This is a genomic window from Mannheimia massilioguelmaensis, assembly GCF_000940515.1.
GTDB lineage: Bacteria > Pseudomonadota > Gammaproteobacteria > Enterobacterales > Pasteurellaceae > Basfia > Basfia bettyae.
The window spans coordinates 106185-128530 of record NZ_CDQL01000006.1; the positions used below are offsets into that span (position 1 = coordinate 106185).

Annotated in this window: 21 protein-coding genes and 1 pseudogene; 8 read left to right on the plus strand and 14 right to left on the minus strand. The window is 34.4% G+C overall.

What is annotated here, in order from left to right; translation table 11 throughout:
* Nucleotides 1-19: 19 nt before the first annotated feature.
* Complete coding sequence (locus BN1226_RS05255) at nucleotides 20-1438, minus strand: bifunctional cytidylyltransferase/SDR family oxidoreductase (protein WP_044470313.1); 1419 nt, start codon at nucleotides 1436-1438, stop codon at nucleotides 20-22.
* A 321-nt stretch (nucleotides 1439-1759) separates the two neighbouring features.
* Here BN1226_RS05255 and BN1226_RS05260 point away from each other — a divergent pair, with 321 nt between their 5' ends.
* The 4 genes and pseudogenes from BN1226_RS05260 to BN1226_RS05275 form a co-directional block, all read left to right on the plus strand.
* On the plus strand, nucleotides 1760-2935 hold the full coding sequence (locus BN1226_RS05260; RefSeq protein ID WP_044470314.1) for a polysaccharide biosynthesis/export family protein: 1176 nt from the start codon (nucleotides 1760-1762) through the stop codon (nucleotides 2933-2935).
* 9 nt (nucleotides 2936-2944) lie between these two features.
* Nucleotides 2945-4084, plus strand: coding sequence for a capsule biosynthesis protein (locus BN1226_RS05265; protein WP_044470315.1), 1140 nt, complete (start codon nucleotides 2945-2947; stop codon nucleotides 4082-4084).
* The gene (locus BN1226_RS05270) at nucleotides 4084-4881 is read left to right on the plus strand and encodes an ABC transporter permease (RefSeq protein WP_005761011.1); all 798 of its coding nucleotides are present in this window, start codon (nucleotides 4084-4086) and stop codon (nucleotides 4879-4881) included. The genes BN1226_RS05265 and BN1226_RS05270 overlap by 1 nt, the downstream gene beginning before the upstream one ends.
* Nucleotides 4878-5516: pseudogene (locus BN1226_RS05275) on the plus strand (ABC transporter ATP-binding protein); the annotation flags it as partial. The gene BN1226_RS05270 and the pseudogene BN1226_RS05275, both read left to right, overlap by 4 nt.
* 398 nt (nucleotides 5517-5914) lie before the next feature.
* Here the strand turns inward: BN1226_RS05275 and cgtA are convergent.
* The 4 genes from cgtA to rplU all read right to left on the minus strand — a co-directional run bounded on the left by cgtA (nucleotide 5915) and on the right by rplU (nucleotide 8676).
* Nucleotides 5915-7075: an Obg family GTPase CgtA gene (cgtA, locus tag BN1226_RS05280; protein ID WP_044470316.1), complete on the minus strand. Its 1161-nt coding sequence runs from the start codon at nucleotides 7073-7075 to the stop codon at nucleotides 5915-5917.
* A 2-nt stretch (nucleotides 7076-7077) separates the two neighbouring features.
* Nucleotides 7078-8001, minus strand: a complete 924-nt coding sequence (locus tag BN1226_RS05285) for a DMT family transporter (RefSeq protein ID WP_044470317.1) — start codon at nucleotides 7999-8001, stop codon at nucleotides 7078-7080.
* Between the two features lie 85 nt (nucleotides 8002-8086).
* Entirely contained in the window at nucleotides 8087-8344 is a 258-nt protein-coding gene (gene rpmA / locus BN1226_RS05290; protein WP_005760959.1) for a 50S ribosomal protein L27, read from the minus strand.
* Nucleotides 8345-8364: 20 nt separating this feature from the next.
* Complete coding sequence (gene rplU / locus BN1226_RS05295) at nucleotides 8365-8676, minus strand: 50S ribosomal protein L21 (RefSeq protein ID WP_005760989.1); 312 nt, start codon at nucleotides 8674-8676, stop codon at nucleotides 8365-8367.
* A 256-nt stretch (nucleotides 8677-8932) separates the two neighbouring features.
* On the opposite strand from rplU, the gene ispB reads away from it, so the two are divergent.
* The 3 genes from ispB to BN1226_RS05310 all read left to right on the plus strand — a co-directional run bounded on the left by ispB (nucleotide 8933) and on the right by BN1226_RS05310 (nucleotide 11503).
* Nucleotides 8933-9904 carry an octaprenyl diphosphate synthase gene (gene ispB / locus BN1226_RS05300; RefSeq protein ID WP_044470506.1) on the plus strand — a complete coding sequence of 324 codons (972 nt, stop codon included), beginning with the start codon at nucleotides 8933-8935 and terminating at the stop codon, nucleotides 9902-9904.
* An 87-nt stretch (nucleotides 9905-9991) separates the two neighbouring features.
* On the plus strand, nucleotides 9992-10747 hold the full coding sequence (locus tag BN1226_RS05305) for an epoxyqueuosine reductase QueH (protein WP_044470318.1): 756 nt from the start codon (nucleotides 9992-9994) through the stop codon (nucleotides 10745-10747).
* 12 nt (nucleotides 10748-10759) lie between these two features.
* Nucleotides 10760-11503, plus strand: coding sequence for an epoxyqueuosine reductase QueH (locus tag BN1226_RS05310; RefSeq protein ID WP_044470319.1), 744 nt, complete (start codon nucleotides 10760-10762; stop codon nucleotides 11501-11503).
* Nucleotides 11504-11596: 93 nt separating this feature from the next.
* Here BN1226_RS05310 and BN1226_RS05315 read toward each other — a convergent pair whose 3' ends face one another.
* The 4 genes from BN1226_RS05315 to nfsA form a co-directional block, all read right to left on the minus strand.
* A complete protein-coding gene (locus BN1226_RS05315; RefSeq protein ID WP_044470320.1) occupies nucleotides 11597-11929 on the minus strand; it encodes a cupin domain-containing protein in 333 nt (110 codons plus the stop codon).
* Nucleotides 11930-11979: 50 nt separating this feature from the next.
* On the minus strand, nucleotides 11980-12525 hold the full coding sequence (gene ycfP / locus BN1226_RS05320; protein WP_044470321.1) for an alpha/beta hydrolase YcfP: 546 nt from the start codon (nucleotides 12523-12525) through the stop codon (nucleotides 11980-11982).
* A 69-nt stretch (nucleotides 12526-12594) separates the two neighbouring features.
* Nucleotides 12595-13503 (minus strand): ATP-grasp domain-containing protein, encoded by a 909-nt coding sequence (locus tag BN1226_RS05325; protein ID WP_044470322.1) that lies wholly within the window; start codon nucleotides 13501-13503, stop codon nucleotides 12595-12597.
* Between the two features lie 6 nt (nucleotides 13504-13509).
* On the minus strand, nucleotides 13510-14229 hold the full coding sequence (nfsA, locus tag BN1226_RS05330; RefSeq protein ID WP_044470323.1) for an oxygen-insensitive NADPH nitroreductase: 720 nt from the start codon (nucleotides 14227-14229) through the stop codon (nucleotides 13510-13512).
* Nucleotides 14230-14355: 126 nt separating this feature from the next.
* Here nfsA and BN1226_RS05335 point away from each other — a divergent pair, with 126 nt between their 5' ends.
* Nucleotides 14356-14619, plus strand: coding sequence for a GrxA family glutaredoxin (locus BN1226_RS05335; protein ID WP_044470324.1), 264 nt, complete (start codon nucleotides 14356-14358; stop codon nucleotides 14617-14619).
* Nucleotides 14620-14734: 115 nt separating this feature from the next.
* On the opposite strand, the gene BN1226_RS05340 is transcribed toward BN1226_RS05335, so the two are convergent.
* The 5 genes from BN1226_RS05340 to BN1226_RS05360 all read right to left on the minus strand — a co-directional run bounded on the left by BN1226_RS05340 (nucleotide 14735) and on the right by BN1226_RS05360 (nucleotide 22263).
* Entirely contained in the window at nucleotides 14735-17503 is a 2769-nt protein-coding gene (locus BN1226_RS05340) for a M16 family metallopeptidase (RefSeq protein ID WP_082041905.1), read from the minus strand.
* Between the two features lie 150 nt (nucleotides 17504-17653).
* Nucleotides 17654-20125, minus strand: a complete 2472-nt coding sequence (locus BN1226_RS05345; RefSeq protein ID WP_052506684.1) for a TonB-dependent receptor plug domain-containing protein — start codon at nucleotides 20123-20125, stop codon at nucleotides 17654-17656.
* 187 nt (nucleotides 20126-20312) lie between these two features.
* Nucleotides 20313-20582 (minus strand): hypothetical protein, encoded by a 270-nt coding sequence (locus tag BN1226_RS05350; RefSeq protein WP_044470326.1) that lies wholly within the window; start codon nucleotides 20580-20582, stop codon nucleotides 20313-20315.
* Nucleotides 20583-20678: 96 nt separating this feature from the next.
* Nucleotides 20679-21002, minus strand: a complete 324-nt coding sequence (gene trxA / locus BN1226_RS05355; RefSeq protein ID WP_005760965.1) for a thioredoxin — start codon at nucleotides 21000-21002, stop codon at nucleotides 20679-20681.
* Between the two features lie 151 nt (nucleotides 21003-21153).
* Entirely contained in the window at nucleotides 21154-22263 is a 1110-nt protein-coding gene (locus BN1226_RS05360) for a methionine biosynthesis PLP-dependent protein (RefSeq protein WP_044470327.1), read from the minus strand.
* Between the last annotated feature and the right edge of the window lie 83 nt (nucleotides 22264-22346).

Here is a 22346-nt window from a genome sequence, read left to right on the forward strand (position 1 = left end):
AAACGCTAATGTATTAAATTTATTTAAATAGCTGTGCTAAAAGATCCGAAATATATTCTTCATCTTTTAATACAACATCAATAATATTACCTGTTTCTCGACTTGCCAAAACAGCTAATGAAGCTAACGCAACAGTTCTCGGATCGAGTAGGGTGCCCTCAGGTTCAATACCAAAAGCTTTAGAGCGCATTGGCGTTTTTGTTCTTTCTGGGTTAATACAGTTAATCTTAATATTATCAGGCAACCATTCTTCTGAAAGTGCCTGTGTTAGATTCACAATTGCAGACTTTGTAGAAGAATAAATACTATAGAATGGTCTACCTCTAGTATAAGAACTTGATGTAAAACTTAAGAAACCGCCATGTGATTCTTTCAAATATGGATAAGCTACTGAAATCACATTCACCATTCCGGTATAATTAACATTAATACTTTGTGCAATCTCTTCACGGCTCATTGACGCTAGAGTTTTATGCATTAAAATAGCGGCTGAATTAACTACATAATCAATTTTATGTTCTTTTTCATAAATGGTTTTAAACGCATTTTCAAGTGCATCAATATCTGTAACATCAACCCCATTAGAGCGACTTAAACTATAGGTTTTTATGCCTAATTTTTGTGCTAGTTCAATGATATCTGCACCGATACCATAACTTCCACCAACCACAACTAACACATTATTTTTCATATCATATAAACGTGCCGTTGATGTAATATTACGTAAAGAAAAATTACTACGACTTTGAAATAATTTATCAGCAATAAATAAGTCTACTGGACGAGTTAATTTAATATTAGTTTCTGAACCTTCAACAATAGCAACTTTTTCTTCAGGTAATGTTTTTAATACAATACCACAATCACATGTACCTTGAATATTTGAGGTTGCATAAATATCATAGGCTTTTTTCAATAACCCTAGACGAAAAGCTTGTGGAGTTTGCCCTTGATAATATTCACTGCGTTTTGGAATTTCAATAATTTCTTGGTTGTCAACATTGACATGTACAATAGTATCGGTTGCTGGAATAACAACATCCACTGCACCATAATGCTCTAGCTTCTGAATGCATTTACTGATAACTTCAGCCGCTAATAAAGGACGAACAGAATCATGAATAATAAGTTTAGTATCTTCTGGCTCACCTTCTAAAGCAGTAATTGCTGATAATGTTGAGTCAGTACGTTCTTTACCACCAAAAATAATTTTATTTACTTTACTAAACTCAGCTTTAGAAACAATATCCTCAATACGTCGATAATGGTTTCTTTCAGCAACAATAATAATTTCATCAATTTCATGATGATCTTGGAAAATACTTATAGTATGTTCAAGAGCTGTTTTTCCTGCAATTTTTGAAAATTGTTTTGGATAACCTAATCCCATTCTACTCCCAACACCGCCTGCAAGAATAATTCCTATATTTTTACTCATTAACTTTTCCTATAAAAACAGTTGTGTGCGAAATTACACTGAATATCATATAGCTACACTAAAGTAGCTCATTTTCGGTAATTAGAGGATATATAATAAAAAAAGTTTCTATAATAAGGAATCAATATTTACATAATATTACAAATATTAGTATAAAATTACTTTCTAATGTGATTTTTATATATGCTATTTATTCCTAACTAGATAAAAATATAAGTTTTTTATACTATTTTAGGGTAGAATAATTTAAATAAAGCAATCTTAAAGGTTTTTATATAACGAGATTGTTACTCTATCACTTTAATTACATGTAAAAATTATATGAAAAAATTATCTTTAACATTAACTCTTACTGTAGCAATTAGTATCTCAGCCTGTTCAACACTTCCTACATCAGGTCCTAGCCAAAGTGCTGTTATGAATATGCAACAAACTGATAGTAATCAAGTTCCTGAAGTTAATGTCATTGAACTTGATAATCAAACTGTTCAACGGCTATATCAAACGCAAAAAGCGCAACAATTTTCGGGCTTAGCAGGTACACTTGGTGGCGGTGAGCAAAATGGCAGTGTAAAAGTTGGTGATGTGTTACAAATTTCTATTTGGGAAGCCCCTCCGGCGGTTCTCTTTGGTGGAACTTTTGGTGATGAAGGACAAGGTAGTGCTAATTTGACAAAACTCCCTGAACAAATGGTCAATAAAAATGGTACTATCAATGTACCTTTTGTAGGAAATATTACGGTTTCGGGGAAGACTCCTGAAAATATCCAATCACAAATTGTAAGCGTACTTCGCCGTAAGGCCAACCAACCGCAAGTCATGGTTCGCTTAGTCAATAACAACGCAACCGATGTCACTGTAGTTCGTCAAGGTAATGCAGTACGAATGCCATTAACCGCCAATAATGAAAGAGTTCTTGATGCAGTTGCTGCGGTGGGAGGAACTCAAGAAAATATTGATGATATTACCATTCAACTAACTCGCGATAATCAAGTTAGAACACTTGCATATGAAACACTGATTTCTGATCCAAGTCAAAATATTACTTTACGCTCAGGAGATGTTGTATCCTTACGTAATAATCCCTATAGTTTTACCGCTCTTGGTGCAGTAGGAAATAATCAACAATTACGTTTTTCAACAAAGGGAATCACTTTAGCTGAAGCAATTGGTAAAATGGGGGGATTAATTGATACTCGTTCAGATCCTCGCGGTGTATTTATTTTCCGCTATATCCCATTTGAACAATTAACTACAACTCAACAAGATGCATGGAAATCTCGCGGATATAATATTGGTATGGATGTGCCGAGTGTTTATCGGGTAAATTTACTTGATCCAAAAGCAATGTTCTTAGCTCAGCGCTTCCCAATTAATGATAAAGATATTGTTTATGTATCAAATGCTCCATTAGCAGAATTCCAAAAATTCTTGAGAATGATCTTCTCTTTGGTTACTCCTGTAACTAGTACAACAAATAGCGTTCGTAGCTTCTAGAGGTTAATAATGGAAACGATTACGGCAAATTCTATCGAAAATAAGAACAAAAAAACTTCTTTATGGAGAAAACTAAATCCTTTATTTTGGATTTGTGTCATTATTCCTAGTGTATTTTCCTTAATTTATTACGCACTATTTGCTTCTGATATTTATATTTCAGAATCCAGTTTTGTTGTGCGTTCACCGCATAATCAAACTTCCTTAAGTGGTGTTGGGGCTTTATTACAAAATACTGGTTTTACTCGTTCACAAGATGACACCTATACCGTTCAAGAATATATGCGTTCACGTACTGCACTTGAACAATTACAACAAGTATTGCCTGTTCGTAGTTTTTATGAAGAGAAAGGTGATTTATTAAGTCGCTTTAATGCTTTTGGTTTCGGTGATAGTGATGAAGCTTTTTACCAATATTTCCGTGAACATCTGAATATTAATTTAGATTCTGTATCTGGAATTGCAACCTTAAGGGTAAGAACATTTAGTTCTGATGAAGGTCAACAAATTAACCAAAATTTATTAACACAAGCTGAAGCATTAATTAACCGTTTAAATGAGCGAGCAAGAAAAGACACTATTACTTTCGCAGAACAAGCAGTAAAAGAAGCACAAGATAATGTCACAACTACTGCTGATTTACTCACTAATTACCGTGTTAAGCACCAAATTTTTGACTTACCTGCACAATCAAGTGTTCAACTTACATTGATTTCTAGTTTAAAAAATGAATTAATTCGTGTGGAAACTCAACTGGCACAATTGCAATCAATAACTCCAGATAATCCGCAAGTACAAGCTTTAAAAATGCGTCAACGCAGTTTAAAAGCAGAAATTGACCAACAATCGAAAAGTTTATCTGGTAGTGGTATATCTATTGCAACACAATCTGCAGAATATCAACGTTTAGTACTTGAAAATGAATTGGCACAAAAACAATTAACTGCGGCTATGGCATCCTTACAAAATACCCGCGGAGAAGCGGATCGTCAGCAATTATATTTAGAGGTAATCAACCAACCAAGCAAACCAGATTTAGCATTCGAACCACATCGTATCTATAATATTATTGCCACGTTTATTATTGGCCTCATTTTATACGGTGTATTTAGTCTATTACTAGCTAGTATGAGAGAGCATAAAAACTAATGCAATACGGCGATAAAACCACTCTTCGACAATCTTTAGTCATACAATGTCGAGTCATTCATGCCTTATTAATGCGTGAAATTATTACTCGATATGGCCGTCAAAACATTGGCTTTTTATGGTTATTTGTTGAACCACTAATTATGACGCTTGGTATTGTTTTATTGTGGGGTTTCTTACGAGCAGATAGATATTCTACTTTAAATATCATGGCATTTACGATTACAGGCTATCCTATGGCAATGATGTGGCGTAATGCATCTAACCGTGCCATTGGTGCAATTTCTTCAAATATTAGCTTGTTATATCATCGTAATGTGAGAGTATTAGATACCATTTTTACCCGTGTCTTATTAGAAGTTGCTGGAGCAACCATTGCTCAAATATTACTTACAGGATTACTCGTTTTTATCGGCTGGATTGAGCCTCCAGAAGATATATTCTATATGCTAATTGCCTGGGGACTAATGTCTATCTTTGCTTTTGCATTAGGACTAGTAATCTGTGCCCTTTCTTATCATTTTGATGCATTTGGTAAAATTTGGAATACACTGAGTTTCATTTTATTGCCACTATCTGGTGCATTTTTCTTTGTTCATAATCTCCCTGCACAAGTGCAAGAATTTGCATTATATATCCCTATGATCCATGGTACCGAGATGTTTCGACATGGTTATTTTGGCAATACAGTTATAACATATGAGAGTATTAAGTTTATTATAGTATCAAATCTTGTTTTACTTTTCATTGGCTTAGTCATGGTTAAAAACTTTAGTGAAGGAATTGAGCCACAATGATCCGTGTTAAAAATGTCAGTAAAAGATATCATACCAATAACGGTTGGAGAACAGTATTACAAAATATCAATTTTGATCTTCATAAGGGTGAGAAAATTGGTATTTTAGGTCGCAATGGTGCGGGTAAATCAACTTTAATTCGCTTAATGAGTGGTGTTGAAGCACCTACCACAGGAACCATTGAACGACATATGAGCATTTCCTGGCCATTAGCCTTCAGTGGAGCATTTCAAGGTAGCTTAACGGGAATGGATAATTTAAGATTTATTTGTCGTATTTATAATGCGGATATTGATTATGTTCAAGCGTTTACTGAAGAATTTTCTGAACTAGGCGAATATCTCTATGAACCTGTAAAAAAATATTCATCAGGAATGAAAGCTCGTTTAGCCTTTGCTCTCTCTCTTTCAGTAGAGTTTGATTGTTATTTAATTGATGAGGTTATCGCTGTAGGGGATTCTCGTTTTGCCGCAAAATGTAAATATGAACTTTTTGAAAAACGTAAAGATCGTTCTATTATCCTTGTATCTCATAGTCCTTCCTCCATCAAAGAATATTGTGATAATGCGATGGTATTGGATCAAGGATTAATGTATAAATTCGATAATATTGATGATGCTTATCAATATTATAATCAAGAACAAATATCTGAATTTAAAGATGATAAAAATACACTTAAAACTGCATTAATTAGTAAGACTTTCATTTTCTCACGTTATAATGATAGCTATCCTAGAACAATTTTACTTGAAGCTGATGGTGTAGTAACTACTCTCGCAGGCACGCCACATCATAATGAAACATTTTGGGATGTCATAGATAATAATTTTGTCTTTAAAAATGCAAAAGGTGAAATATCGGGTAAATTTTTTACTATGCAACAGAAAAATAATAGATTTGAAGGATTTGGATATTCCGAACTTAATAAATCCATTATTTTCAAATTAATAGAACAAAAATCTTCATAGGAAACAAAAACTGCGGTAAAAATTTTTAAAATTTTCACCGCAGTTTGATATTACAAAACCTTTAGTTAAGATTTATAGATGAATTCAATCCCTTCATCATCTTCTTCTGTCCAATCATCTTCATCATCAAGACCTTGTCCAGATAATTGTTCATTATGATAGTCATCCCATTTGAATTTAACTTCTTCAGGTGCTTTTTCTTCCTCTTCAATTTCTCGAGGATTGGCATCAATGAAGTCCATAATATCACGGGTTAGAGCAGAAATATTTTTACCTGTAGCCGCAGAAATCAAATAATATTCTTCTTCCAAGCCTAAACGTTCGGCAATATCTTTTGCTCGTTTTTCTGCTTCTTCATCACTCATGGTATCAATTTTATTGAATACTAACCAACGAGGTTTATCAGCTAATTTTTCACTATATTGGAATAATTCAGATTCTATAATAGCAACATTATCTGCAGGATCACTTTCATCAATCGGAGCAATGTCCACAAGATGAATTAAGACTCGACAACGTTCTAAATGTTTCAAGAAGCGAATACCCAATCCAGCCCCTTCTGAAGCACCTTCAATTAATCCTGGAATATCAGCAATTACAAAACTACGATTTGCATCTACACGAGCAACACCTAAACTAGGAACTAAGGTTGTAAATGGATAATCCGCCACCTTCGGTTTAGCTGCTGATACAGAACGGATAAAAGTGGATTTACCTGCATTAGGTAAGCCTAACATGCCGACATCAGCTAATAACATTAACTCCAGTTGTAAATCACGTTTTTCACCTGGTGTTCCCATCGTTTTTTGACGTGGTGCGCGATTTACTGAGGATTTAAAACGTGTATTCCCTAAACCATGGTAACCACCTTTTCCCACAAGTAACTTGGCGCCATTTTTAGTTAAATCACCGATAATCTCTTTTGTATCATTATCAATCGCACGAGTCCCTACTGGTACTCGCAAAGTAATATCTTTACCACGATGACCCGTACAGTTTGCACTACGACCATTTTCACCACGCTCCGCAGCAAAACGTTTTTCAAAACGGTAATCAATCAAGGTATTTAGGTTTTCATCAGCAATTAAATAAACATCACCACCATCACCACCATCACCACCATCAGGGCCACCTTTAGGTATGTATTTTTCACGACGGAAGCTGACACAGCCATTACCGCCATCACCAGCCTCAATTCGAATCAAAGCTTCATCAATAAATTTCATTTTTATACCTTTTTATACTTGAATAATTTAAATCCAACAGCAGAAATAATTGCCCCTAATACTACAACAAATGCCCCAATATAACTAATTGTATTTAAATGTGGCATAACAAAACGCTCAGGATTTATTCTATGCAAAACATGAGAAAATAAGATCGTAAATAAAGGAACTAAAGTGACTACTACACTGACCTTTGAAATATCCCAACGATTTAAAGCCTCAGCATAAGCACCATAGCCAATTAATGTATTTAGACAACAATAAATAAAACAACCTAGAGTAAAACCACTTAAGCCTTCAATTTGAGAAAACTGTGCAAATGGCATCAATACAATCACACAGCCTACATACATAATTAATAAGATCTGTTGAGCTGAAAATTGCCGTGACATCAATTTTTGAGCCATACCATATGCGACCCATACCACAGCAGCACTAATGCTAATCAAAATACCAAATGAAGAATCATTTAAGCTAGTAAAAATTGCTAAACGATCGTTGAAAAACAATCCTAATCCAATAATCAAAATTACTAAACCAATTTTTTGATGTAACCCTAATTTCTCTTTAAATATAAATACTCCACAAATCAACATCATAAATGAAGATAAATGAATAAAGATTTGTGCAATAGCAGGCTCAATATACTTCAGTGAACTATTAAATAAAAAGAAATTTCCAGCTAAACCTAAGATGCCAATAATTGATAATTTCCAATAACGTGCATTAAATTGCGATAGCGTAGGTAGTTTTTTCTTCCATGATAATAGTAACAGCATGGCTAATGATGCGACTAAAAACCGATACCATACGATACTTTCAGCCCCCATCACCGATAAAACATTCTGTAATGCAATGGGTAAAGATCCCCATGCCATCGCAGTAATTAAGGCAAATGTAAAGCCTAAGATAGGTTGTTGTTTCATATTCTAATATCTATACAATAAAAATGCCCCACAAAGCTGCGGGGCATTTAAAATTTCGTATAATTTGAAATTTATGCTTTTTCGATTACTCAGTAACGATACTCACATATTTACGGCTTTTTTCGCCTTTCACTTCAAATTTCACTTTACCATCTGCGGTTGCAAATAAAGTGTGGTCACGTCCCATACCAACGTTTGAACCAGCGTGGAATTTAGTACCACGTTGACGAACAATGATACTACCTGCTAATACAGATTCACCACCAAAACGTTTAACACCAAGGCGTTTAGCTTCAGAATCACGACCGTTACGAGTTGAACCACCAGCTTTTTTAGTTGCCATCTACTTGATCTCCTCTGAAATTATGCTTGAATCCCAGTGATTTTCACTTCTGTGAACCACTGACGATGACCTTGTTGTTTACGGCTATGTTTACGACGACGGAACTTAACGATTTTAACTTTATCGCCACGACCTTGTGCTACAACTTCAGCCACTACTTTAGCGCCAGCTACAACTGGTGCACCAATTTTAACATCTTCACCGTTAACGACCATTAACACTGAGTCAAATTCAACTTTTTCACCAGCTGCAATTTCAAGTTTTTCTAAACGAACTACTTGACCTTCGCTTACTCGGTGTTGTTTGCCGCCACTTTGGAAAACTGCGTACATAAATACTCCGCTATATATTGCGCTTATAATGTCTCTTGCATTTCTGCGCATAAAAATTATCTAAATAGGTCGCAAATTCTACGGAAAAACTCTGCTGATAGCAAGTGCTAAATCATAATTATGTAAAAAAAATCTTTATTTACGAAAAATTGCATAGTTTTCTTTCAGAAATAGCAGAAAATCAGGTAAAATCAACCGCACTTTTAGTCCTATTTCATGAATAAAGAATTGCATAATGACTACAACCAACAATTTAATGGATATTAAAACCATCCAAGAGCTCGTTAGCAATGATATGCAAAAAGTTAACGAGGAAATTTTAGCACAGCTAAACTCAGATGTCCCTTTAATTAATCAATTAGGTTACTACATTATTCATAGTGGTGGTAAACGCATTCGTCCGATGATTGCTAATTTATCGGCAAAAGCACTTAATTATCAAGGTGATAACCATATTACTTGCGCTGCCTTTATTGAATTTTTACACACCGCTACACTTTTACATGATGACGTGGTTGATGAATCAGATATGCGTCGAGGTAATCCGACGGCTAATGCAGAATTTGGAAACGCAGCAAGCGTGTTAGTCGGTGACTATATGCATACTCGCTCATTCCAAATGATGACAGAATTAGGCTCGTTACGAATTTTGCAAGTCATGTCTGCTGCGACTAATGTTATTGCCGAAGGCGAAGTGCAACAACTTATGAATGTGAGAGATCCTGACACTACTGAAGAAAACTATATGAAAGTAATCTACAGTAAAACTGCACGTTTATTTGAAGTCTCTACTCAAACGGTTGCTATTTTAGCAAATGCAACACCTGAAATTGAGAAAGGGCTACAAGACTATGGTCGCTATTTAGGTACGGCATTCCAATTAGTAGATGATGTTCTAGATTATAGTGCCAATGCAACCACTTTAGGTAAAAATATTGGTGATGATCTAGCTGAAGGAAAGCCAACTTTACCTCTGTTACATGCGATGCATCATGGTAATCCTGAACAAGAAGCATTAATTCGCAATATCATTTTAGATGGTGGTCGCCGTGAAGCTTTAGATGAAGTTCTCACGATTATGCACGAACAAAAATCTTTAGATTATGCGATGGATAGAGCAAAACAGGAAGCTCAAAAAGCAGTAGATGCAATTGCGATCTTACCTGATAGTATTTACAAACAAGCAATGATTTCATTAGCTTATCTTTCAGTAGATCGTTCTTACTAATTTATTTTTCTTTTGTAGGGCATTTATTGTGTCCTAATTTATGTTTAGCTATTTTAATTCAGACCTTATGTCTGAATATGATGATTTATGACAGAAACCACAGAAATTCAGCCTAATGTTCTTTCAATTGAAGGCAAAAGTGCGGTTGCTTTTCCGCAAAAAAAACGAAAGCATAAACAACATAAGGATCCCAATGCACCTTTTGTCCGCCCACAATTAACGCTGCCTAATGGTCATAATAAACTGCTCCTTCACTCTTGTTGTGCACCTTGTTCTGGTGAAGTAATGGAAGCGATTTTAGCCTCGGGTATTGAATTTACAATTTTCTTCTACAATCCGAATATTCATCCAATGAAAGAATATTTGATTCGTAAAGAAGAAAATATTCGTTTTGCACAAAAATTTAATATTCCGTTTATTGATGCAGATTATGATCGTCAAAATTGGTTTGATCGAGCTAAAGGTATGGAAAATGAACCTGAGCGGGGAATTCGTTGTACTATGTGTTTTGATATGCGTTTTGAAAAAGCCGCAGAATATGCTCATCAACATGGTTTTCCAGTATTCACCAGTTGTTTAGGAATTTCTCGTTGGAAAGATATGGAACAAATTAACGGTTGTGGTCATCGGGCAGCTGATAAATATGATGATGTGGTTTACTGGGATTATAACTGGCGTAAAGGTGGCGGATCAGCTCGCATGATTGAAATCAGCAAGCGTGAACGCTTTTATCAACAAGAATATTGTGGCTGTGTTTATTCATTGCGAGATAGTAATAAATGGCGTGAAGAAACAGGTCGACAAAAAATTGAAATCGGAAAACTCTATTATAGTGCCGATTAGAACTGACTAAAAATGACAAATTCCATTCATGATATAGTAAAAAGTGCGGTAGATTTTCAGAAAAACTCTAAGAAATCTAAGGTGCATAAAGATCCTAACGCACCTTATATTCGCCCTAAATTAGAACTTCCTGAAGGACACAACAAGTTGTTATTACATACCTGTTGTGCACCTTGCTCTGGAGAAATTATTGCTGCTGTAAAAGCTTCAGATGTGGAGTTTACCATTTTCTATTACAATCCTAATATTCATCCTTATAAAGAATATTTAATTCGTAAGGATGAAAATAAACGTTTTGCAGACAAAAATGGAATTCCGTTTATTGATGCCGATTATGATCGCACAGAATGGTTTGCGCGAACCAAAGGGCTAGAAAATGAACCAGAAAGGGGGGAACGCTGTACCGTTTGTTTTGATATGCGTTTAGAACGTACTGCCCTATTCGCCTATGAAAATGGTTTTCCCGTCTTTGCGACAAGTCTAGGAATTTCTCGTTGGAAAAATCAAGAACAAGTCTATAACGCTGGACGACGAGCTGCTGCTCGGTATGAAGATGTCATATTTTGGGACTTTAATTGGCGTAAAGATGGTGGCTCGGCTCGAGCCGATAAATTACGCAAAGAAGAACATTTTTATAAACAGGAATATTGTGGTTGCGTTTATTCTCTTCGAGATGCTAATAAATGGCGTGTAGAAAATGGGCGAGATAAAATTGAAATTGGCACAGTGTTTTATGGTGTCGATGAACAGTCATAACCCTATCTATAAGAATTATCAAAATAAGAAAAAGGCTGATTCTACACAGAATAAGAAACAGCCTTTCAATGAATGCTCTTTTTTATAGCCATATTATTGTGCTGGAAAAACTACCGTTAAAAAGAATTTGAAATTTTCTTCTGCATATAATGCATGAGGGATATTCGCTGGCATAACAATACTCTCCCCTGCGACAACAAGATAATCAGTATTATCAATAGTAATACAGGCTTTTCCCTCCAAAACTGTTACCAACGCATCTCCTGGAGCTTTATGGGCACTAATACCTTCTCCTTTTGGAATACTGAATAAGGTTAATCCAACACCTTTACTTTGTGCCAATGTTTTACTGCTCACTTGACCTTCATGAAAGGTAATTTGATCTGCCAATTTTAATACGGTAGCTTTTTCAATATTTTTTAACATCATTGACTCCTCTTTTATTAAATAAAAATAGCAAATTATGTTGTACTATTCTAAACAGCTGCATTTTTAAATACTTTTAAACGTTGAATATAAGGTGCAATATGTTTAAATTGATGCGCATCAGAGTTATCCCAAGTCACCTCATAATAAGGAGAAAGCAATATTTCTGAACGTTTCGGATCAACAACTTTATCATTGATAGATAAGAAAACTAAACATTTTCCTTGATTACGTTCTCTGAAATTTTCAATACATTTGGTCGCTATATCATGATATTCTTCTGGACGATCAATACGTCCTTCCATATTTTCCTCTGGAAATAAATTAGGATTTAAAATGACCTGTTTAATACCACATAAGAAACCGACTCTTTCAGCCCAATAACCACCCAGTCCCACACCACAAATCATAGGATAAGGATCATTCGTTTCTGAAACCATTTTATGTACTTCATTTAAAATATATTGCATATCATGACGAGGATGCAATGTGCTGTAATTCACACAACGAACGTCAGGATCAATCATTTGTAACTGCATTACATTTTCATGATCATCAGGACGACTAGATGAAAAACCATGTAAATAAATAATCATACAGAGCTCCTTTTACACAACTTGTTTTATCTTACCCCTAACAGCCACAAAATAAAAATAATGGATGATTTAATTTTTATGACAACTTACTTTTTTCTCTAAATAAGCTATCATTTGTGCTGCAATATCAATTCCGCTGGTTTTTTCTATCATTTCTAGTCCTGGGCTTGCATTCACCTCTAACACTAATAAACCACGTTTTGAAGGAATTAAATCAACCCCTGCGACATCTAATCCTAAAGCTTGACTTGCACGTACTGCAATATTCTTTTGCTCATCAGATAAGGTAATTTTTTGTGTAAGCCCCCCCCGATGACAATTAGCTCTAAATTCACCATGTTGTCCATGGCGTTGCATACTTGCTATCACATTATTACCAATCACAAAACAACGAATATCTGAAGCACTCGCTTCTTCAATGAAATCCTGCATCAACACGGGTACATTAGATAATTTTAAAGTTTCTAAAATACTCACCGCACTTTGAGGACGATCCGCTAAAATCACACCAATACCTTGCGAACCATTCAAGGTTTTTAGAATAGCTGGCGATGAAACTTGCTTGATCGTTTGGTTAGCAGAATATTCAATGCCCGATAATACCGTAGCTGGCACGGACACTTTAGCCTGCATTAACACTTGCAAACTTTTCCATTTATCCCGAGCTATTGCAAAAGCGTTTTCTTCATTTAAACAAGGAATATGTTTAGCAGCAAAATGCGCTAACAACGCACATCCTGTTTTAGTGCTTTGTGTACCAAAGCGAGGAAGCACGGCATCATATTCTGGTAATAAATAAGGTTCTGTTTCACTATTCGGTTGATAATAAAGTAAAAAGTGCGGTTCATTTTCCTGAATTTTCATCAGAAAACGGTTAGGATCAAGAATATCAATTTGATGCCCACTATGTTCAGCAGCCTCTTTCAAACGCTGACAGCTATAAAGACGTGGTTCACGACATAACATTAATAGCTTCATAGCCACCTACTTTTTCACGAAACCTTGTTTTTGCAGATAGGGTAACACTTGTGGACGCACAGGTTTACTCAATGCTTTAATCACATTACCAGACCAATCCATATCTAATTGACTACGCACTTGATAGTATTCTGCCACTTCTCTATCAAACGTGGCTAATTGAGCTTTATTCAAAGGCTGATACTGATTTTCAAAAAACATTAATGTTTTTGGTAAACGAGGTTTTAACATAGGCTCTTGATCAGGATAGCCCAAACACATTCCAAATAATGGCACAACATATTCAGGCAAGCCTAATTCTTTACCTGCTTTCTCAATATTATTGCGGATAGAGCCAATATAAACACCGCCTAATCCTAATGATTCGGCAGCAGCCAAAACATTCTGTGCCATAATGCCAGCATCGACCGCACCAATAAGCATCACTTCGGTATAATCTAGATTTGCTTCAGAACAGATTTGTTTATGCTTATTAAAATCTACACAAAATACCCAAAATTCAGGGGCTGTTTCTACATAAGATTGGCCTGAACATTCTTTTAATTCATGGCGGACTTTAGGATCGGTTATGCGAATAATTGAAATACATTGCAAATGATTTGAGCTTGAAGCAAAACGTGCCACATTCACTAGCTGTTCAATAACACTTTCATCTACAGCCTGTTTTTTAAATTTGCGAATAGAACGATGTGAAAGCATTTTTTCAATAAAAGATTGCTCTGCCATAATATCTCCTTGAACATAATTATTTGATATATTACACCAATCACAATAATGCTGAAAAACACTTTATTGTTATTTATTTTATAGGCTAGAATGAGTTTAATTTGATCAACAGTAAGGAATAAAATTATGTTCGTAGAAATCTATGGTCGGGCAGGGTGCCCATTCTGTGTACGTGCTAAAGCATTAGCAGAAACCTCAAAAAATAAATTAAACGATTTTGATTTTAACTATGTAGATATCAATGAAGCGGGTTTGACTAAAGATGATTTATCAAAATTAGTGGGCAAAACGGTACAAACGGTTCCTCAAGTATTTATTGACAAAACGCCTATTGGCGGATGCACAGATTTTGAAGCTTATATGAAAGAAAATTTCAATATTGTTGCCTAGTCCTACTTATAAAAAGTGCGGTCAAATTCCCGCACTTTTTTCTTCTTATTCTGCTCTACAATCTATTAGCTGAAGACTAGAGTAAAGCAGACATTCTAATCAATATTTCGGACTCTTAATTTACTGTCTTAATGTTTGCTTTCGGTGTCACAATAAACACTTTCTGATTGTTTTGATTATACAATATTGCAGCAATTGCCTTGATATGATCTAAATTAATATCATCTGCTAGAGCTTCCATTGCAGACAAATAACTTGGATTACCTAAATTTTCATCACTCAAAATTAATCGGTTCATCCAAACATTTGGTTCAATAATGCGTTTTTTTTCTGCAGAAATAAATTGTGACTTAGCCATTTTTACATCATTTTCATTGATACGGTTTGGAAGGTCTTTCAGAATAGCCTCTGAAAGTTGTATCAAATGCTCTGCTTTTTCAGGACTCGTCACAAAACGCAATTCACTTTCAATGCGATTTAATTCTGGATTTAATATACTTTCAAAACGTAAACTATATACACCTAGTTCTTTATCACGTAATACTAATTTCAACTTATTTGCAGCAATACTGCGTAATATTGAAACTAAAACCGCATCTTTGCCTTGCCATTGATGATCATTAAAAAACCATATAAGAATATCACTTTTCGGCTCAAGATTCATGGCAAATAGGGCTTTATCATTACCAGTGATAGGAATAATATCTGTAGATTTAATTACTTTATCACGAGGAATATCAGCTAAATATTGGGCTACCAATCTCTTCACTTCAGCTTCATCCAGATCCCCTTCAATATAAAATGTCACTGGCGCTGAAACCATTTTTGCCCAAGTTTTATTTAAATCCTGATTAGAAAGCCATTTCAACTCATCTTTAGTAGGAATATATTCTGTATTTTCTGTACCATACCGTAGTTTAGAAATTTTTTTAACAATCTCAGTATCATCGCTCTTCTCTTTTTGAATATTGATACTACGCGTTAATGATTCTTTCGTTTCATCCAGACCTTCTTTCACTTTGGTTTCTAGTTGATAAGCATAATACAAACGTAAGAGATCGCCCAATTTAGTTTTATCGGCAGAGCCATCAAATTTTAATTTAGTTGCAGTTTGAGTGGCAGAAAGATTCACTTTACTGAGTTTTTTCCAGCTTTCTAATTGTTCAACTTGCCAATCCAATGGTGCATTTTGTAATACTAACTGCGTAGCTAATTGACTTTGCCAAGCAATTAAACCTTCGCCTTTGAAGCCAGCACTACTATGTGCTCGAAAATATACTTTATCTTTTGCTAATGGTAATTTTAGCCACACGACTTTATCACCATTCGATAATGTCCAATACTTCACATTCTGTTTTGCAAAATTTTCCTCTTTAATAATAATGCCTTTACCTTGTACACTATCTAACGACATTGGTACCACGACTTTTTCTTTTTCAGGTGGGCTGATTTCGGCTTTTTGTACATCTATTCTGGCTTGATTTACTTGATCTAAAGTAAGTTCAAGTTGCATATCTCGAGGCGGTTGATATTGCACAATAATATCTTTTGCATTCAACCAACGCTGAATTCGCTGATTGATCTCATCAACTGTAATTTTATGTAACATTGGTTCAGTTAATTTTGCAATTTCAACCTGTCTGATATAAGGCTTATCCATCAATACCGTATTTTGCATGACTTGCATCCAACCGGCAAAATCACGATCATCCGTATTTTTCTTGGCATAATCTAACTGTTGTTGAATAGCTATTTTCTTTTTATCCAACTCTTCTTGCTCAATTGGAAATTTTTTAACACGCTCGATTTCAATTAAAGCTTGTTTTAAGCCAAGTAAATGTGATTGTTGATTTACGCTTGCAAACATCGCAACTGCACTAGTATTACGACCAATATCTTGCTTACGCACTACCACATTTTCTACACCTTTAGGATGAGTATCCGATTGATTACGTAAACGTTGCGTTAAGGTTTCTAAAGCCAAACGATCTAATAAGCGATTATATCTAGCTTGTTCTGAATCACCTTTAGTATCACTATCATCAAAACGGAACGCATATACCACTTGGCTCACTCCACTACGAGGATCTTGTACTTTTACTAAACGAGTAATATTTTCTAAGGTAGGATCATAATAATCACGTTTTGGAATATCTTTTGCCTTAGCATCACCAAAGAATTGTTTAATTAATTCAGGTGCTTTAATTGGATCAATATCACCAATAATTAATAATTGCATATTATTTGGTGTATACCAACGATGATAATAATCTTGTAATTCCGTTGCTGGCATATTTTTAATTGATTTAGGCGTGCCAATCACAGGGCCCCGTGTATAACGAGAACCAATGCGAATTGCGGCAGTACGTTGTTGATTCATCGCATTACCGACACCTTGCCCTTGACGCCATTCTTCCATAATGATCTTATATTCGCTGTCTAAGTCCTCTTGCTTTAATTGTGCATGAAATACCATTTGCGACAACGCATCTAAAGATTTATCTAAGGTAAACTTAGGTGGAGGAGTAAGCATATATGTGGTAGTTTCTTGTGTTGTCACTGCATTATAGTTACGACCACGTACCCAATTAAACTCATGAAAATGTTTCATCACATCTGGATATTTAGCTGAAGTATGAAAAACAGAATGTTCCACCATATGTGCCACACCAGATTGTTTATCCGTCTCATCTAATGCACCTGCATCCACTTTTAAACGAATTTCAACGTGACCCTTTTCATCATGTAATGGCAATAAAGTATAACGAAAGCCATTATCTAATATACCTTGAATTGGCGTGGAAATTTCAGCATAACTTATTGTTGCTAAAGCAAATGCTAATGTAAAAAGAATAAAACGATACATTATTGTAGAACCTGTCATAGAAAGTTAATTTATTTGACTAATAAAGCCCAATTCATAGCATAAAAGTGCGGTTTATTTTTGCAAAATTTTATCTACTTTTGTGCTGATAATAAAAGAAGAAAAAGCCTTGTAAAACTCACAAGGCTTTCATAATTAAGTATATAGAGGCTACCAGTTATAACTGATACCTAACCAATAGTTACGCCCCATTTTATAGGTAGTTGAACTATTATATGAAGAAGCAACCACTTTACGATTTAATACATTATTAATATCTAAAGTCACTTCTAAAAACTGTTCTTTAAATGTAGGCTGTTTATAAGCAAAATGCCAGTCTAGCATGAAATAGCTACCTTGTTTATATTCATCATAAACCAATACTTTTTTCACTGAAGAATAATCACCACAAGCGTCATGCCCACCTGGACAATATACATCATCTGTTGTATATCCTTTATACCCTGCTGTATAACTAAATCTTTGATTCCATGTTAATCTTAGATCGGGGAATTGAGTCTCTAGCTCAAAAAAAGCTGACCAGGGAACATTATAATCATCTTTAGGTAATTCTGAGATATCTTTTAACTTACCATTAATAATAGCTTTAGCATCGTAATCATTATATCTTTCAGCATCATCATATGTACTCATATTAGTATCTGTCTCACTAATTTGAGCACCTAAATTCCAAAGTATATTGGCATACTTAAATTTATAAGGTTCTTTAGGCTCAATATTTAGGCTAAATGTATTATTTTTAGAACAACCATCATTACTCATGTAATAGGTTCTAACGCCATCAGCATCCATCGTATATGACTTCGCCTTAGTAAATTGCTCCTTACTATGTCTATTTACCCATTTAAACGTAAAAATAGTATCATAAAAATTTTGTGAAAAACCCAATACATACTCATCAGTATAAGGAGTTTTCAAATCTGATACATCATAGCTTTGATTATTGACTACTGTAAATTTATCTGTAGAAGCCACATAGTTAATTTGTTTATTAATATTATTTTTCAACTTATAAGATAATACGGTATCAGAATAATAACGGTTAATCCCACCAAAAATCTGAGTAGAGCTATCTCCAAAAACATCATAAGATGTTGAAAAACGTGGTGCCAAATTAGTATTGCTTAAAAACTCATCGTGATCGAGACGAAGACCTAATGTTGCATTTAAATTTCCCCATTGGATACTATCTTCAAGATATACTGCATAGTTTGTATCATTAACTTTCACATTACGAGCTGGGTACCAAATATAACTCTTCAGTACATCGTTTTTATATGTGTAAGCATAACTATCAGTATCTCTTTTGTATTTAGCGGAAGAATCATTAATTTCCCATCCAAATCCGATTTTATGTTCTGTAGAGCCTATATCAAAAGCATTAATGTTATAATCTTGTTTATAAGTCAATGTTTCTTTTTCAGTACTATATTTACCGAACCCACCTAGATTTGATGAAGTGCATTTACCAGAACGAGAATTACGAGACGTACACCAATCATGATTATTTACAGAGGATGAACCAGAATAACTATAAGCATAGAGATTATTTTCATTATGTTTAATTTCATTTCCTGATTTTTTATATGCAAAAACAGATTTCATTTTTCCCCAATCAAAATTTTTATCCCATTGGAGATTAAACGAAAAACCACCACCTTCATTAGTAAATGAACCATTTTTTACATCTTTCTTAGCATATATTGATTTATGAGGTGAATACATTACTGTAGCTTTCCATAAATCACCATTATCTGGTAAGTAAATACCTCTCAATAAATAAGTTTCGTTGATACGTTTTTGAGTATCCCATTGATCTAATATATCATGATGAAAAGGTATTTTTGACTCAGTTCGATTATAAGAAAACATCAAAGAAGCTTTGTCACTCAATGGTTGAGAGACTGAAACACCGTATTGTTCTTTTTTGAATTGTGGCTGTTTACTTAACGTATTAGCCTGATTATATGATTCAGAATCTTCTAAATATAAATGAGCCCAACTATCTCTCGTTGTACGATAAAAAATTCGACCATGTGATTGATCGAATGAGGGGTCTTTTAATTCAGCATTAATTACACCACCTGTAAAACGCCCATATTTTGCGGAAATATTACTATCAAAAACCTCAACGCTTTTTAATAAACTGGTATCAATCCAAAACTCTTGAGTACCACCAGCAGGTAAATCTTTTGGGCTATTACCATTAACATTACCATTAGCATCAATATTATTATTATTTGCAGGATCTATATTGTTATTATTTGAAATACCATCTATCGTATAATTATTATTATAAAAAGCCTCACCATTGATTGAAACTTCATTTGGGGCAATTTCTCCTGCCGAAGTTGATGTATCAGATGAACTAGAAAACTGAACATTAGGATTGCTTTTAAGAAGTTCAGTAATATTACCATTTTTAAGGGGTCTATTTTTTATTTGTTCTTCGGTAATTTTTTGAGTACCCACTTGTTGGCTAAATGGTGTATCTGAAACAACAATCGTATCTAATTGTTCAATGCTCGATTCAACGTTTTTAGTTGGCTGGGTTTCTTCTGCTGAATAAGCAGATATACTGCAAACGTTTGCAATAAAAAGTGCAATAAGATGTCTTCTCATGTATGGATTCCTAGGGGACAGCTGAAACATTCTGTTTTGCAATAAAGACTAAAACGTTTCAAATGAAAATAAGATAAATTCCTATTTATGATATAGGGTGCTATATCCTAGAAATATTCACTCCATTTGTCAATCTTTCTCCATTATATGAAACACATAAAAATTATTTATTTAACTTATATCAAATTTATTTGATATTTTTATAACTACGATATCCTTGGAAAATAACGATTAATGCAAGAAAACTATAGCCAATAACAATACCTATTGCCCCAAAGACGCTATACATAAGGTTTGATAATGGCCCAATATGCGGGAATTGTCCTGTTTTCTCCCAAGCTAAAATATCGAAATAACTATATATTCCATAAACAAACATAAAAATAGCAATAATCACACTAATGATTAGTGCGGTAGGAAATGGCTTTTTTCTAGAAGGCGTTTGAGGATTATTCATAATAACGCTGGCTCATAAAATAAATAATAATTAATATAACAAAATTAAAAATAAAAAACCCTGTTAATAAACAGGGTTTAAGAATTATTTATTCAACTAAAGATTTCTTTCAATAAAAGCAGCTAATTGATTCTTAGGTAATGCACCCACTTGAGTACCAACTAACTGTCCATCTTTAAACATTAATAATGTAGGAATACTACGCACACCAAATTTTGCTGGTGTTGCGTTATTTTCATCAATATTAATTTTAACGATTTTTACTTTTCCCGCATATTCTGGTGCTAACTCATCTAAGATAGGAGCAACCATACGGCAAGGACCACACCAAGGTGCCCATAAATCTAATAATACTGGTACATCTGAGTTTAAAACATCTGCATCAAATGTTGCATCTGTTGTATGTAATACTTCTGACATAATCGTTCCTTTTTTGTTAATAAGTTAAATATAAGTACATCATACTTTTTATGTGTGAAGATAATAACATATCACCTTACTAAGTAAAACTATCGTTTTAATCGCTTAAATCTAAGATTACTCACTCAAAGTGCGGTGGTTTTTTAGAAAATTATTTTAATTGAGCAAATGCTTGAAGCAAATCGGCTTTAATATCATCCACATTTTCTAAGCCCACAGAAAAACGCAATAAATCATTAGTTACACCACGAGCAATACGTTCAGCAGCTGGAATATCCATATGAGTTTGAGTAGTTGGGTAAGTAATGAAACTTTCTGTTCCCCCTAAACTTTCCGCAAAAGTAATTAATTTAATCGATTTTAAGAAAGGGTTCACCCAATTTTCATTTTGTAAACGGAATGACAACATGCCACCTTTATTTGGATAAAGAACATCTTTAACCTGCGGTTGCAATTTTAAAAATTCAGCAATTGCTTTTGCATTTGCTTGATGACGTTCCACACGTAAGGCTAAAGTTTTCATGCCCCGTACAGTTAAGAATGCATCAAAGGCTGACAACACTGCCCCCGCACCATTTTGCATATAGAAAATCCGATCGCAAAGTGCTTGACCTTTAGCTACCACCAGCCCAACTAATGCATCATTGTGACCTGCAATATATTTGGTACCGCTATGAATTACAATATCTGCACCATGTTCCATTGGGCGGAATAATACTGGTGTTAAAAAAGTATTATCGACAATTAATAATAAATCATGTTTTTTCGCAATTTTTGAAATGGCATCCACATCACATTCTTGCATTAATGGATTTGATGGTGTTTCAATGAAAATCGCTTTAGTATTTTTGGTAATTGCAGCTTCAATTGAATTAATATCAGCAGTATTAACATAGACAGGTTTCACTGAATGATTATTTTTATACATAAAATCCAATAAACGATAAGTACCCCCATATACATCACTTGATAAAATCCATTCATCAGGCGAGGTAAATAAGCTCATTAATACTTGAATTGCTGCCATACCAGAAGAAAAAGCAAAACCACGATCGCCACCTTCTAATTGTGCGATAGTATCTTCTAATACTTGGCGTGTTGGATTTTTAGTCCGTGAATAATCAAATCCTGTACTTTCACCAATACCATGGTGACCATAAGCGGTTGAAAGATAAATAGGCGTTGAAACAGCCCCTGTTCTTGGTTCTGAACGGTTCCCAGCTTGAGCTAAAACCGTGTCAATTGCATAGTTGTGTGTCATACATATTGTCCGAAAAATAATTAAAAAAATGACCGCACTTTTCACTCAAAGAAAAGAACGATATTTTCAATTCTGTCATAAAC

Excerpts from the sequence above, each read along its gene's own strand:
- BN1226_RS05255 (WP_044470313.1), bottom strand. The coding sequence starts at position 1,438 with ATGAGTAAAAATATAGGAATTATTCTTGCAGGCGGTGTTGGGAGTAGA.
- BN1226_RS05260 (WP_044470314.1), top strand. The coding sequence starts at position 1,760 with ATGAAAAAATTATCTTTAACATTAACTCTTACTGTAGCAATTAGTATC.
- BN1226_RS05265 (WP_044470315.1), top strand. The coding sequence starts at position 2,945 with ATGGAAACGATTACGGCAAATTCTATCGAAAATAAGAACAAAAAAACT.
- BN1226_RS05270 (WP_005761011.1), top strand. The coding sequence starts at position 4,084 with ATGCAATACGGCGATAAAACCACTCTTCGACAATCTTTAGTCATACAA.
- cgtA (WP_044470316.1), bottom strand. The coding sequence starts at position 7,075 with ATGAAATTTATTGATGAAGCTTTGATTCGAATTGAGGCTGGTGATGGC.
- BN1226_RS05285 (WP_044470317.1), bottom strand. The coding sequence starts at position 8,001 with ATGAAACAACAACCTATCTTAGGCTTTACATTTGCCTTAATTACTGCG.
- rpmA (WP_005760959.1), bottom strand. The coding sequence starts at position 8,344 with ATGGCAACTAAAAAAGCTGGTGGTTCAACTCGTAACGGTCGTGATTCT.
- rplU (WP_005760989.1), bottom strand. The coding sequence starts at position 8,676 with ATGTACGCAGTTTTCCAAAGTGGCGGCAAACAACACCGAGTAAGCGAA.
- ispB (WP_044470506.1), top strand. The coding sequence starts at position 8,933 with ATGGATATTAAAACCATCCAAGAGCTCGTTAGCAATGATATGCAAAAA.
- BN1226_RS05305 (WP_044470318.1), top strand. The coding sequence starts at position 9,992 with ATGACAGAAACCACAGAAATTCAGCCTAATGTTCTTTCAATTGAAGGC.
- BN1226_RS05310 (WP_044470319.1), top strand. The coding sequence starts at position 10,760 with ATGACAAATTCCATTCATGATATAGTAAAAAGTGCGGTAGATTTTCAG.
- BN1226_RS05315 (WP_044470320.1), bottom strand. The coding sequence starts at position 11,929 with ATGTTAAAAAATATTGAAAAAGCTACCGTATTAAAATTGGCAGATCAA.
- ycfP (WP_044470321.1), bottom strand. The coding sequence starts at position 12,525 with ATGATTATTTATTTACATGGTTTTTCATCTAGTCGTCCTGATGATCAT.
- BN1226_RS05325 (WP_044470322.1), bottom strand. The coding sequence starts at position 13,503 with ATGAAGCTATTAATGTTATGTCGTGAACCACGTCTTTATAGCTGTCAG.
- nfsA (WP_044470323.1), bottom strand. The coding sequence starts at position 14,229 with ATGGCAGAGCAATCTTTTATTGAAAAAATGCTTTCACATCGTTCTATT.
- BN1226_RS05335 (WP_044470324.1), top strand. The coding sequence starts at position 14,356 with ATGTTCGTAGAAATCTATGGTCGGGCAGGGTGCCCATTCTGTGTACGT.
- BN1226_RS05340 (WP_082041905.1), bottom strand. The coding sequence starts at position 17,503 with ATGACAGGTTCTACAATAATGTATCGTTTTATTCTTTTTACATTAGCA.
- BN1226_RS05345 (WP_052506684.1), bottom strand. The coding sequence starts at position 20,125 with ATGAGAAGACATCTTATTGCACTTTTTATTGCAAACGTTTGCAGTATA.
- BN1226_RS05350 (WP_044470326.1), bottom strand. The coding sequence starts at position 20,582 with ATGAATAATCCTCAAACGCCTTCTAGAAAAAAGCCATTTCCTACCGCA.
- trxA (WP_005760965.1), bottom strand. The coding sequence starts at position 21,002 with ATGTCAGAAGTATTACATACAACAGATGCAACATTTGATGCAGATGTT.
- BN1226_RS05360 (WP_044470327.1), bottom strand. The coding sequence starts at position 22,263 with ATGACACACAACTATGCAATTGACACGGTTTTAGCTCAAGCTGGGAAC.